At 52.1% G+C, this 13,709-nt stretch carries 10 protein-coding genes; 3 read left to right on the top strand and 7 right to left on the bottom strand.

Features of this window, described 5'->3' with window-relative positions:
• Positions 1-132: 132 nt before the first annotated feature.
• The 4 genes from ACZ5EH_RS14915 to ACZ5EH_RS14900 all read right to left on the bottom strand — a co-directional run bounded on the left by ACZ5EH_RS14915 (position 133) and on the right by ACZ5EH_RS14900 (position 4,661).
• Entirely contained in the window at positions 133-819 is a 687-nt protein-coding gene (locus tag ACZ5EH_RS14915) for a type II secretion system protein (RefSeq protein ID WP_464274673.1), read from the bottom strand.
• Between the two features lie 154 nt (positions 820-973).
• Positions 974-1,435: a hypothetical protein gene (locus tag ACZ5EH_RS14910; RefSeq protein ID WP_464274672.1), complete on the bottom strand. Its 462-nt coding sequence runs from the start codon at positions 1,433-1,435 to the stop codon at positions 974-976.
• Positions 1,436-1,456: 21 nt separating this feature from the next.
• Entirely contained in the window at positions 1,457-3,532 is a 2,076-nt protein-coding gene (locus tag ACZ5EH_RS14905) for a TRAP transporter permease (protein ID WP_464274671.1), read from the bottom strand.
• Positions 3,533-3,683: 151 nt separating this feature from the next.
• On the bottom strand, positions 3,684-4,661 hold the full coding sequence (locus tag ACZ5EH_RS14900) for a TAXI family TRAP transporter solute-binding subunit (RefSeq protein ID WP_464274670.1): 978 nt from the start codon (positions 4,659-4,661) through the stop codon (positions 3,684-3,686).
• Positions 4,662-5,257: 596 nt separating this feature from the next.
• On the opposite strand from ACZ5EH_RS14900, the gene ACZ5EH_RS14895 reads away from it, so the two are divergent.
• A complete protein-coding gene (locus ACZ5EH_RS14895; RefSeq protein ID WP_464274669.1) occupies positions 5,258-6,667 on the top strand; it encodes an ATP-grasp domain-containing protein in 1,410 nt (469 codons plus the stop codon).
• Positions 6,668-6,715: 48 nt separating this feature from the next.
• Positions 6,716-8,317, top strand: coding sequence for a KamA family radical SAM protein (locus ACZ5EH_RS14890; protein ID WP_464274668.1), 1,602 nt, complete (start codon positions 6,716-6,718; stop codon positions 8,315-8,317).
• A 74-nt stretch (positions 8,318-8,391) separates the two neighbouring features.
• On the opposite strand, the gene ACZ5EH_RS14885 is transcribed toward ACZ5EH_RS14890, so the two are convergent.
• The 3 genes from ACZ5EH_RS14885 to ACZ5EH_RS14875 form a co-directional block, all read right to left on the bottom strand.
• Positions 8,392-9,444: a hypothetical protein gene (locus ACZ5EH_RS14885; protein ID WP_464274667.1), complete on the bottom strand. Its 1,053-nt coding sequence runs from the start codon at positions 9,442-9,444 to the stop codon at positions 8,392-8,394.
• Position 9,445: 1 nt separating this feature from the next.
• Positions 9,446-10,510, bottom strand: coding sequence for a hypothetical protein (locus ACZ5EH_RS14880; protein WP_464274666.1), 1,065 nt, complete (start codon positions 10,508-10,510; stop codon positions 9,446-9,448).
• A 188-nt stretch (positions 10,511-10,698) separates the two neighbouring features.
• A complete protein-coding gene (locus tag ACZ5EH_RS14875) occupies positions 10,699-12,225 on the bottom strand; it encodes a DEAD/DEAH box helicase (RefSeq protein WP_464274665.1) in 1,527 nt (508 codons plus the stop codon).
• Positions 12,226-12,605: 380 nt separating this feature from the next.
• Here ACZ5EH_RS14875 and ACZ5EH_RS14870 point away from each other — a divergent pair, with 380 nt between their 5' ends.
• Positions 12,606-13,406, top strand: a complete 801-nt coding sequence (locus ACZ5EH_RS14870; protein ID WP_464274664.1) for a YkgJ family cysteine cluster protein — start codon at positions 12,606-12,608, stop codon at positions 13,404-13,406.
• Positions 13,407-13,709: the final 303 nt, after the last annotated feature.

Below are 13,709 nucleotides of genomic sequence, written 5' to 3'. Positions count from 1 at the left end.
GAAGACAACGCCGCAAGTCCCGCCCCATTCTCTTACGTATACTCCCTGAAAAACTCACTCTTTGCCTCGCACTGTACGCAGACAAAATGGCGGGGAGATCATTAGAATCGCTCTTGTCATAGCGAACGTATGTTATTCCGCCAATGTCCGGCGCAGTTCACCTGCAGTTACCAGCAAGTACAGGTCGTCGTTATCCTTGTGACGAAAGTCAGGGGGGGCCCCCACCGCAATATGGCCGGCAAGGGCAGTGCCGGGAAACCTGCTCCCGTATGAATCGTGAAAAGCGATGCCTTCTGTAGAATCAGTACCTTCTCCATAACTTATGAGAACAAAAGCCACATCGTCTTCTTCTTTTCCAGCCTTATTGATGAGCTTGGATGCTTCACCAGGGGAGACGGCATTGCCGCTGCCGCTGAAATCCATGATTTTTTGCCCCCCAAGCCCTTTCCCGGCATTTACGCCTTCCAGGTAACGTAACTCCTGCCCCCATGCATCTTTGACCACTCCATCCTTCTTACAAAAGCAGGCGTTGACGTCATAGGTCAGATCCGTGCAGTCGATAACTCCCGTGGCGGCATAACTGGGGTAACGGTCATTATAAACGGCCCGCTTGATCAGGCAATCCCTGGTCTGTTCCAAGATGGCTCTGGTCTTGCTCAACCGTGCATTGTGCAACATGGTAATCATCGAATAGCCCCCCAGGGCCAGCACACACCCGATAATGACTACGACCAGGGCCAGTTCAACCACGGTCATGCCCGACGCTTCAGAACGGTGTTCGCCCTTGCGCGACGCAGTGAAAAAGGGAGCAAGTCGCATAGCTCAATTGATTACTGCATCTGTCTGCAGCCGGCAATACATGCCCGCTTGCCAGGATTTATGACGAAGAACAATGCCCGCTCCAATAACAACGCCCCGCATCGTTGCGATATCGACACGGGGCGCTGGCAAAAACCATGTCTGTACAATAAGCCTAGGTGTCTCCAGTTTTAGGAGGCGTCTCGCTTTTTGTATCGCTTTCCGGAACTGCATTGTCCGGCTTGGACTTTCTTTTCGCCACCTTGGGCGGCGCCACATGGTAGCCTGTAGAAAAAGCCCGGACCCGCCGCTGAATACGCACTATGCGGCTGAGCACTTCTCCAAGGCCAAAGAAGAGAATGGACAGCACCATTCCGCTGGCAATGGAAATGATGCCGCCAAAGAGCAACAGGTAGTTGACGCGTTCCGTGGGCTGGTCGGTATTCCAAAACAAAACGATACCGACGACCAGACCAATGAGCCAGACGGAATGCCCTGTGACGCGCAGGATGTGCTCCATTGGCAGTCTGGAGACGGGGTTTTCCATCTCGTAGCCCACAATGAACTTGCTTTTACAGGCTGGGCAACGATCCAGTTCTTCTTCAAAAACGGTGCCGCACCATTCACATTGCAACATGTCGCATGCTCCAAGGGCGCGTTAGGCGGTCACGGGTTGAGGCGTCTTTTTGATGCGCATGCGCTGCAAAAGAAAGATGCCAAAGAAAAGAGCAAGGCCCATTGGATAACACCAGTAGCGTTGATCGTATGGAATGCCCAGGAAAGACGCCGTGGCGTCTGGTCGCATCATCACAAAGGTGACAACAAGGAACAGGGGTATCTCCCAGAACTTGTTGCGCGTGAAGAAAAAGCCCTGTGTGGCCGATGCGAAGGCAAAATTGCCAAAAAGGGTCATCAAAAAGATGAATATGCCCTGCGTCCAGGAATCAATGCCATCGAGTATCAGGTCATGGTTGAAGATGAACATGAACGGCAGAATGGCTGTCCGGATGTCATACATGAAGCCCTGGATGCCCGTTGGTATGGGGGGCGCTTCCGCAATGGCCGCCGCCGCATAGGCAGCCAACCCCACAGGAGGCGTGTCATCCGCCAGAATACCAAAGTAGAAGCAGAACAAATGCGCCGCCATGAGCGGCACCATAAAGCCCTGCATGGCGCCCAACTGCACGATTGCAGGGGCAGTGAGCGAAGCCATGACAATATACGTGGCCGTGGTGGGCAGCCCCATGCCGATCAACAGGCTGGCGCCGGCGGTGATGGCCAGCATCAAGAAAATGTTGCCCATGGAGAGCACGTCGATGATCTGGGTGATGAGCCCCCCAAGACCAAGAGCAACAACGCCGACGATTATGCCGGCGGAAGCCGTCGCCATGGCCACGCCAGCCATGTTTCTGGCGCCATCCGCAAGGGAGACGACAATGTCCTTGATGCCCTCCTTAAAGGCGGGCCACACGGCTTCGCCTCGTACTTTGGCCTTGATGGGGTGCTGCAGGAGCATGATTACGGCCAAAACGCAAATGGCGCGGAAAGCAGCCAGTTCAGGCGAATGGCGAACCACGATCAGTTCATAGAGCAGCATGATCAGGGGCAACAGGTAGTGCAACCCTTTCAGCAGGGTTTTGCCCAAAGGAGGCAACTCCTTCCAGGGGATGCCCTTCAGGCCGAGCTTGCAGGCTTCGATATGCGAAATGTAAAGCAGCGCCCCGTATGAGGCAAAGGCGGGAACAGCAGCGGCCTTAACCACTTCGATGTAGGGCACGTTCACATACTCGGCGATGATAAAGGCGGCTGCCCCCATGATAGGAGGCGCAAGCTGCCCGTCTGTACTCGCGGCCACCTCGATGGCGCCAGCTTTGGTGGCTGGATACCCCACTTTTTTCATCATGGGGATGGTAAAAGTGCCCGTGGTGACGATGTTGGCAATGGAAGAACCGGAAACCATGCCCGTAAGACCCGAGCCCAGGATGGCGGCTTTTGCGGGCCCCCCCTTGAATCCACCAAGGATGGCAAGGGCAATCTGGATGAAAAAATGCCCTGCCCCGGCTTTTTCCAACATGGTGCCGAACAAGACGAATAAAAAGACAATGGTGGCGGATACATCCAGGGGGATACCGTAGATGCCCTCCGAGCTCATTGTCATTTGCCCCAGGTAGCGTGTGATGGACACGCCTTTGAAAGCTATGACATCGGGCATGTATGGCCCAAGGAAGGCATAGGCCGTGAACAGCAACGCAATGAACGGCAATGCCGGGCCGATGACCCGGCGGGTGGCTTCCAGCAGGAGAACCACGAGAATAATGCCGAAGATCATGTCACGCATGATCGGATTGCCGTATCGGAGGGCGATGCCGTCACGGTCAATATAAATATAGAGCGCCGACAAGGCAGCCAGAAATCCCAACACGTAATCAAGAATTGTCACGCGGTGCATGGCTAAAAGCCAACGCAAATCCGGCCGCCAGTTTGGCGTAAATTTGAACATGGGAATATTCAGGTAAATCAATGCGATGGCAAAGGCCAAGTGAATTGAACGTATATAAAGCGTGTCCAGTATCAGCCACGATGCGATGGAAAGCTGAAACAATGACCAGGAAATGGCCAGCACCAGGGTGACGTACTTGGTGACGCCTTCCTCTGCCGAAAAATGCCCGTGTTCCTGTTCCGCCAGCTTTTTGGCGAACTCGACACCGTGCTCTGTCTGTCCATTGTTTTGCATGTACCATTCCTTGTTGCGGCCCTGCGCACCGGCCGCAGTCACGTCTACACTCGTCTGAAAAATACAAGAATGCGGCCAAAACCACAGGCCGCAATATGGCTACACGATAAGGGGGCAGGAGCATGCGCTCCCACCCCCTGTTCCTGCCCGACTATTTCATCAGGCCGGCTTCCTTGTAGTATTTGATAGCGCCGGGGTGCAGAGGAGCACTCAGGCCTTCCAGCATGCTTTCCTTGGTCAGCACGGAGTAAGCGGGGTGCAGCGCCTTGAAGTCGTCGAAGTTTTCGAAGACTTCTTTAACCATGGCGTAAACCACTTCGTCAGGCACATCAGCGGAGGTCACAAAGGTTGCCTTCACACCAAAAGTAGGAGTGTTTTCTTCGTTGGCGGCGCCTTCGTAGAACTCGATGGGCACAAAGGATTTGGCATAGTAGGGATGTTCAGCAAGGAGCTTGTCCACGGGCTCGCCAGCGATTTCAACAAAACGTACTTTGCGATTGCCGGCAGTGGCTTCCTTGATGGCGCCGGAGGGGTGGCCAACGGTGTAGAAAAAAGCGTCCAGGCGGTCGTCCTGCAGCAGGCCGGGAGCCTCAGCGGCCTTCACCTGCTCGGCTTCCATGTCAGTCTCGTAATTCATACCAAAGGCGGACAGGGCGTCGATGGCGTTCTGGCGGAAACCAGAACCGGGGTTACCAACGTTAACGCGCTTGCCCTTCAGGTCCTGAATGGTCTTGATGCCGGCGTCTTCAGCGGCGACCAGGGTCACGGACTCGGGGTGGATGCTGAATACAGCGCGCAGCTTGTCTTGAGGCTTGCCTTCCCACTCAGCCAAACCTTTCACGGCCTGGTACTGACGGTCAGACTGGGCGACGCCGAATTCGAGGTCGCCAGCCATGATGGCGTTGATGTTGAAGACGGAGCCGCCAGTGGATTCAACAGTGGCGCGGATGCCGTACTCATCACGCTTGGCGTTGACCATTTTGGCGATAGCGCCACCAGTGGGGTAGTAAACACCGGTGATACCGCCGGTACCGATGGTGACAAACGTGGTTTTGGCCTCGACAGTAGGCGCAAAGCCCATGACCAGAGCCAGGCTAAGCACTGCTAAAAGAAAACCGATCCTCCGCATAGTAACTCTCCTTCCTCAATATGGTTAACGGTTTTGGTCTGCATCGCCTTCCACAGTAGGCTGCAGGGACCGAATGACTTACATTCCGGCGCACAACCAGACTTCACTGCTTGTTTGACTGGGCCAACAAGAGCGGTCAGATATTTATATTCGTGTGCCCCGACAAATTCGGGATACAACCTGAACCCGTATAACTTTTGGGGACGGATTTTACTGTCCGTCAAGACTGTCGACGCTGTGCTTCCTAGAGAGGCGGCCTCTCTACAGAAACCCGCATTATTTTTTATAGTTACCAAATTTGAAAATAAATCGCAACCCTTAGTGAAAATATAGTTAATTCATCAAGAACAAATCACCCTGTTCACAGCGTTAGCGCATGACGCACCTAAGCGCCTGCTTTGCGCAGCATTTCCAACTGCGACGGTCATCTTTTTGCCCTCCCTGCACTGATGTTCTCGCTATCTTGACGCACCAAAACCCCCATGCTAGCAAAAAACAAGTCGAACTACTGAACTGCCAGCCATCATTCACCTTCTGCGCAGCACAAATACAATCGGCAACACCATTCGTATCAACTCCCACCACACGGCACGACAATGGACTATCAACTTTACGATGACGTCATCTATTCCAATCTCGCGTTGGACCCGGACACCTATTATTTTCTCTATGTAGGCGAACTCAAAGCACATTGCCTCAACCACTACCTGCAACGCGGCATGCAACGCGAACGCGGCGGAAAAGTGGGGCACATTTCCATCATCCAGGATGTCCTTGGAGAATATGACCACGAAAACATCCTTGTTTTGAATCCGATTGCGCAGCAGTTTTCCGAGGAATCTGATGGGGCGCCGCGGGTCGCTTTCCGACTGCCCATGCGTGATTTCGCCATGCAGGCGTCACAGAGCGTTGCAGTTCAGGATCTCATCCGCCAGCTCTTGCGCCGGCAAAAGGAAGTCAAGGTCTGGATGTTCGAGAACAAGCCCGAGCTGTCTCTACGCGAAGTTTCCGGCGTAGAGCTACTGGGGCCCAACCCGGCCCTGGTGCACCAGTTCAACGACAAGGCCTGGCAATACGACACTTTTTACGGGCTGGTGCCCACGGTGGACTACAAAATATGTTGCGGCAATGATGAACTGCTTTCCGTCACCGGACGTATGCGCGATGTATGCTGCGATGGCATATTCGTTACCCACACATACAGCGCAGGCGGCTCCCACTCCATGATAACCCGCAATCAGGATGAAACAGCCACCCGCTTCCAGGACCCATACGCCCGCTATCTGATCAGCCCCTTCATTCCGCACGAATATGACCCCACGGTGCTGGGCATTGTCGCCAGCAGCCAGGATGTCTACATCGCTGGCGTTGCAGACCAACGCATAGAGGGTGGCAGCGGCTTCCGCGGTTCCACCTACCCTTCAGTTTTGCCGGAAGACATCCAGGCGCCCCTGCGGCAACACACCAGGGCGGTCGGCCGCAAACTCGGTGAGCTGGGCTTTCGCGGCATTTTCGGCTGTGATTTCATTGTGGACGCATGCGGCAACATTTTTTTTATCGAGGTGAACCCCCGCAAGCAGGGCACGACCATGGAGTTCACCTGCACACTGGAGCAACTTTTCCCCCCTGACGCCCACAGCTTCATCGAACTCGAGTATTACGCGCTCTCCCACAAGCGATTCCCCACAAACACACCTTGGCCCGACTTTGGCGACGCCCTTACCAAACGCAACAACATTCATTGGGGCACATACAATTACAAGGTGGACCGGAACGTTGTGACGCATGACGCCTTGCCCCAAAAAATGCCGGAAAGAGAACTCTTCCGGCGTTGCGCCAAACATGGCAAGGGGGGTAGTCTGATCCTCGAACATGTGGGCGCCAACACGGTGGTCAAGCCCGGAACCTTCCTGGCCCGCGCAGTGGCCGTGGATACATCTCACGAAGGCATGCAGCACCGCCTGGAAGAAGCGATACAGGAAATCGAACGGTCTTTTTCCGATTGATGAACATACGTCTGAAAAGAGACCCTACATACAAGACTGGAGAACAGCATGAGCACTTCCCCCCAAGCAACCGCCTCACCTTGTGAGGCCGGCCAGAATTCTCTTTCGCTGGACAAATTTACCCGAAATCTTCTTGAAGAATTGGAAAGTGGCAGCACGGAATCTGCCCCCGCTGCGACAGAGAGCATTGCCCCTTTGCTTGCCAAGGCAAGGAATGAAGAGCTGACGCGCCCCATTGTGGAGCTGTTCACGGCTTTAAAGGAATTGCGCCGCGACAAGGGGCTGGCCCCGCAGGCTGTGGGCATACGCCATGAGGACCTCATCGAGCTTTGCGAAAAGCACCTGCGTATCGATGAGCACGCGGTTACCGTGGGCGGGCGTGTTGGCCGCGCCCTGGAAATCGTTTCCGAGGCAGATGCCCGAGTAAAGGAATACCTCGCAGCAAAGGATTCCGTGGCACCCAGCGGCATCGAATTATGGGAGCGCATCAGCGAAAACCGTATGCGCATCATGCAGACCCTCGGCATGAGCGATACCGACTGGGGCAGCTTCTCCGGCCAACTGCGTTACGCCATCAATGACGTTGCCACCCTGGCCAAATGCATTCAATTGCCTGAAGCGGCCATTCGTGACGTGACCCGTGTGACCGGGACCTACCGCATGCGGCTGACCCCTTATTATGCAAGCCTGATCATGCCTGGAACAACAAATGACCCCGTGTTGCTGCAGGCCGTACCCACTGCAGAAATGGTAGACACTGTAGGGGAGGAAATCCCGCCCGTTGCCTCGGACCACTCCCCGGCCCGGCTCATCGACCAGTTCTACCCGCGTGTCGTGACCATCAAGGCCACGAATATCTGCGCCATGTACTGCGTACACTGCCTGCGCATCGCGCACATCGGTAAAAAAGACCGCAACTTCGGGTGGGAGGCCTTCCAGGAAGCCATCGACTATATCGCTGCCACTCCGGAAGTCCGCGACGTTCTGATTACAGGGGGCGATGCCTTCATGGTGCCTAATGAGATGCTTCGCAAACTCCTGCGCGCCCTGGACGATATCGAGCACGTGAAGATGAAGCGCCTGGGCACCCGCGTTCCTGTCACCACACCACAGCGCGTGGACCAGGAACTGCTGGATATTCTGGCCGAAAGCAACGACCGGGGCCCGGTGCGCGTGGTCACGCAGATCAACACAGCGCAAGAGATAACCCCGGTCTCAAAAGATGCCTTCAAACGCATCAACAAGGCTGTGAGCGCGGTGCTCAACCAGGCCGTACTGTTACGTGGCATCAACGACGAAAAGCATAAGATGTGGAAGCTTTGCGAGACCATTCAGGAAGCGTACGTGCGCCCCTACTACATATTCAACTGCAGCTACCGCAACCCCCAGTACTATCACTTGCGCGTACCCGTGGAAAAAGGGCGAGACATCGTGGAGGGCATGTACGGCAACATCTCTGGCGATGCCATCCCGCGTTACATTGCGGCGGCTGGCGGCAAAATTCCACTGCACCGCGATAACCTGACAGCCCGTGAAGACGACGTGCTGCTTCTGCGCAAGCCGTGGAATGGCGAGGTGGTGCGTTACCCCGACGCCGATCCTGAACTATATGAAGATGATGGAGATTTTGCGTTCAACAAGTATGAGTAACGAATTGAAAGGCGGTTCACGTCTGCGTCCCACTATCTCCCGGGCGTGGACCGCCACTGTATATATTAGGCAGGCTAAGTAATGTCGTTTACAGTAAAATAATCGTTATAAAATTGAGACCTGTTTTTCTGTTCAAGAATAGCTGAGGGGATTGCCTCTAGATGTGTTTTATATCGCCGTAAAATTCCTTTATTAACTATCATACTCATTGTATATTCTGTAACAGAAATATCAATTTTTTGTTGATTGTATAAATGGTTTAGCAAAAAAATGTAAATAAATTCTATCCCGTGAGTATTCTTAATCTTTGTAAAATCACTTTTTTTCATCATTATCAGACTTTCGTAAACATAAGGAGCATCTACTATTTCTTTTGATTCACTATCCATTCTAATTTTAGAAAAATCAGAACTGTAAATAAAATTTGCTAACAGTGAGAGATAGTATTTCCCGTATTTTTTTGATTTTGAGTTGGCGTTAAATATCCTATTGCATAATGTTTCAAACATGTCCCGCGTCACTTCATATTCTGTTAGTTTTACATCAGTATATGTCAGGACATCATATTTCTTTTCAAAAGGGACGAAAAACAACTTAGCCGTATTGTTTTTTATTGTATCAGGCAGCTTTAATTTGGGATCAATATACACCCCAACACCCTTCATTTGTGTCTGTAAATGATACACATAGCCGACCTGGCGAGATAGAAAATTAGTGCTGTTCAGGACTTCCGAATACTTCCGCAATTCATATAGTAGATTGATTGACGGATCCAATATTCCATCATCTAATTTTTTTTCTGTTTTTTTTAATGAGTCTACGGTAGAGACGACATCAAGGCTCCCATCTGATATCGCACAATTAAAATAGTAGCCGCGTGCATATAATGTTGCGCGCAAATTTTTAATAAACGAAAACAATACATCAAGTTTTTTTGATTCTACAAATACAGAATCACTGTATGAATTGATATTTACTTGCTGTTTTCGATATGTATCATAATTTCTTCTGACAAGGTCAACAATTTCTTGCTGCATTGAAGCGATCATATCATGATAAGCAAGAGGTGCATACTTGGCAATTTCTTTAACACCAAGCAAATCAAAAAAAGCAATGTAACTTTCCATATCAAAGCTCAAAATAATACATACCTAGGTATGTATCCCAGTTTTCCAACATTATTAATTGCTCATACGGTGAAATTTTAATCCTTCCCACATGCAACTCCTCTCCACCAAAATAATTTAGCAAGGTGGATTTCACATCCTGTTTTCTTGGCTTTCTTTCCAAGCGTACCAGAAGATATTTTCCTTGAGGCAATGCATCCAGTTCTTGACGTATCTTATTAAGGGGTAATTGCTTATACTTTTTATGCTTGCTGTAGAGTTTATACACCAAATCATCTGTGCCCTTGAACTCAATTTTTACAATCCCCGCAGCTTTTCTTGCGATCTTATCCTTCATCGCTGTATCGTATCTATAATGATCCAGGAATTCATTCCACAACGCAATATAAGCATCAACATCGAATTCACCGTTTTTCATTCGTACTAACGAAGCAAAAGAAATATACGTAATACCTTCGTGCATATTTCCATGGACGGTCGTTTCAAATCTTTCTTTTGCAAATGCCACTTTTTGCATTGAAAATTCACGCCTGAATTCAAGATCACTCGTATCTGAAAAACAGGGGAGACAATGACAAAATGCCACATCTAGCAAAACATCTTCAATGAGATATTTAATCCTATTGCATTCTTCAAAACAAACTTTTGCATTTACAATTCCCTCTGCGGGATGCCATCCTTGCTCGTTATTGAAATCAGTTTCAACTACGTGCGATATATTAAAACTTCCATCATCATTTATTACGATTCTTTCCTGGCCTATATAAACAAGAACTCGTACATTTTCACCTTCATTGCTTTGCATATACTTTTGCAAGAAAACTTCATGTCGATTAGTGCAATCGTTTTGTTTTATAGAAACATATGGGACATTAAAAACGCTTACTCGCTTCAATTTTGCAATCACCTGCGACAAGGATTCTTTCGCTTTTGCAATCGCGAGATTAACGTTTGTGCAGAATGCAGCATATTCATCTTGTTTAAGAGCATCGCCTCTTAAAACCATAACGCTACGTTCCAGTGGCCCTGCAACATCATAGTATGGTTTATTTTTTTCCTTAGGCATTCCCCGGACCCCTTTTTTTTGATATTTAATTGCCGGGGATTAATACTCACTACAAGTTAACATTTTGCAAGCTTATTCGCTTCATCTATATTGAATTAACAATAAAAAACCCCCACCCTTTCCATTATCGGAAAAAGCGGGGGCTTATCTACGTCATACGCCCTGCAGCACAGGGCTTTTATTGCATACTATTCCGCACTGTGAGAAGCAGCTCTCTCATGGCGCTGATTGCCATTACCAGCAGAACGTTTCCGCTTCATTGGGGATTCGCTGAAGGAGAGACTATTTCCCTTTTTACGGGGCGGCTTCGAGCCACCAGGCTTAGGTGCGCCGGCGCCCTTTTTGGCGCCGTTACGCGAGGCATTGCCAAGGCTTTTGCCTGCACCGTTACGGGGCGTGCGGCGTGCACCGTCCTTCTCAAAAGGAGTTGCCTCTGCACCGTGTCCGGCTTCACCCTGCTCTCTGCCTTTTCGAGAAGGACGCCCCCCGCGAGGAGCGGCGTTGCTTCTCCCCTCTTCACGCGGTGCGCGCGAAGGACGGGAATTCCAACGCTGCGGACGATCGCCCCTTCCATCCGGGGAAGGCACATCATAATTGAAGCCCTCAAGGGTCTTGCGCTCAAGGGGCTTGCCGATGAGACGCTCCACCTGGCGCAGCATGCGCATGTCGTCACGCGTGGTCAGGCTATGCGCCATCCCTTTGCGCTCGGCACGGCCGGTGCGGCCGATACGGTGGGTATAGGCCTCAGGGGTATCGGGCAGGTCGTAGTTCACAACATGGGCAACGCGGCTGACGTCGATGCCCCTGGCTGCGATATCCGTGGCAACCAGGACACGGTAGCGCCCGTTCTTGAAAGCCTTGAGCGTGGACTGGCGCTTGTTCTGTGAAAGGTTGCCCTGGAGTGATGCGGCCGTGTGGCCATGGCGCTCAAGCTGCTCGGCAAGCTGCTTCGCCTTGTGCTTGGTGCGGGTAAACACCAGGGTGGTGCCGTCATGAGCGCCCAGAAGCCCCAGCAACAGCTTGGTCTTCAGATGTTGCGCCACAGGCCAGGCCGTATGCGATACGGTAGCAGCAGGGGCAATGCGCCCCACAGTTACCCGGGCGGGATCATGGAGCACATCCTGGGCCAATGCCTCGATGCTGCTCGGCATGGTTGCGGAAAACAGCAAGGTCTGGCGCTCCTTGGGCAGATGCGACAGAATCTTGCGCAGATCAGGCAGAAAGCCCATGTCGAACATGTGGTCAGCTTCGTCCAGCACCAGCACTTCCACACCGGAAAGGTCAATGGTGCCCTGATTGATGTGGTCCAGAAGACGTCCGGGGCAAGCCACCACGCAATTGGCGCCATTACGCAGATTGCGAATTTGGGGAGAATAGCCAACCCCGCCATAGATTGTCGCCACACGCATGGCGGTCTTGCGCCCCAAAGCGCGGGCAGACTCGGCAATCTGCTCTGCCAGCTCCCGCGTTGGTGCAATAATCAGGGAGCGCACACCCTTCTTTTTCCCGCCAGAAGCACGCTTCATCAGTCTCTGTACAATGGGCAGCATAAAAGCGGCGGTCTTACCGGTGCCTGTCTGGGCAAGGCCAATCATATCGCGACCTTCAAGGACGGGAGGAATGGCTTGCTCCTGAATAGGAGTGGGGGTCTCGTAGCCCAGGGCTTTGATATTGGCAAGAATACAGCCGTGTAAGCCAAAAGTCGAAAAATCCAAAATAAAATCCTTTTGTTACTGGTGCACCGCGAGCACGCACCACTACAAAAAAGGGCGGACGCGGCGATACGCTCGTCAGTAATGTGGTCGCTGCGGGCCACAGTCGTGACGGCGGTCAATGACGTGACTAGTGTCGAATCGGCGAGAACAACTGGTGGGAAGATGCGTGTCTTGCAGCGGAAACGCCGCATCGCAGAAATGTCTGCCGGGGGGCGCTCGTTGGCGCAAAGGACTATTTAAGCCCCCAACCGCCCAATGTCAAATTCTATTTGAATGCTGCTCTTTTTTCTTGCGATTTTCCCCTACTCTTTATACACCCCTTCATCCGGGGAACTCCCCCATGCACACCGCCCTTTTCTCTCACCATGGAGGGATTTCATATGGGCAGCAGATCAAAAAAAACCGCTGCAACACGCCGCAAACGCCAAATCGCGCCCGGATTGACACGAGATGCTCGTCCTGCCACGCCGCAGACAATCATTGCAGGGGGCGGCGACGCCACCCAAGACGTTTTTTTGCAACGGATCGCCAGACGCTGCAAAGAGACGACGCAAAAATCTTTGCAAAAAACGCCTGACCTGCGCAGCCTCCATGGCGTGGTGACGGATTGCACCCGCCTCTTTGACGATACTGTGCGCGAAATCGACTTTACGCCGCGGATTGCCTGCAAGCGCGGCTGCAGCTACTGCTGTTTCAACCAGGTATCGCTATCCCAGCCAGAAGCCTTGTTTCTGGGCATCCACCTCCTGGAAAACTTCACTGAGGAAAGATTATGCCTGCTTGAAGAAGAACTGACAGCCCTCGTCCTGCGCGTAAAAGGCATGACACGGGCGGAAATCGGCATGATCCGACATGAAGTGCCCTGCATTTTGCTGGAGAACGGCGCCTGTTCGGTCCACACTGGCCGCCCCTTTGCCTGTAGGGGGTGGAATTCGGTCAACGTAGCAAATTGTCGTGATAGTGTGGAACAGCGCAACCCCATGCTGCCTGTAGAGAATCATGGATTGATGCGAGAAATCGCAGAACATATTCAGCTTGGCCTGCTTCAGGGCGCGCACGCCGCTGGTCTGGAAGCAGGCTACCTCCTGCTCCCTCGCGCCCTCCTGCTTATGCTGCAAAAAGGCGTTCTGGAATGCACTACAAACTGGCTGCAAGGAAAAACCTTTTTCCGCAGTGAATGATGCGTAGGCGAATGTCTCAGCGCCAATGGTCTCGGTCTTGGCTGTGATGCGCCCCACATTGTCGCGCGTGAGGGCGATGTCTCCTATGGCAATGCCGTTAACAGTCAGCGTCTGTCGTTCGACCTCGCCGTAGCCATTAAATTCCCGAACAATACGCGCCCCGCCGTCATCCACGGCCAGGGGCAGACCATTTTGTTCGTCGCGCTCGATGCTGAAGTCGCCGGACTGGATGAGCAGGCCGTCGTCGTCATATTAATGAGTGCACAAATTTTTAATTTTGCAGCACGAATTAAAAATTACACC

It is taken from the genome of Desulfovibrio biadhensis (genome assembly GCF_055388615.1).
Note: the sequence above shows the minus strand (reverse complement) of the source record. Positions and strands in the feature narration are given on the sequence as shown.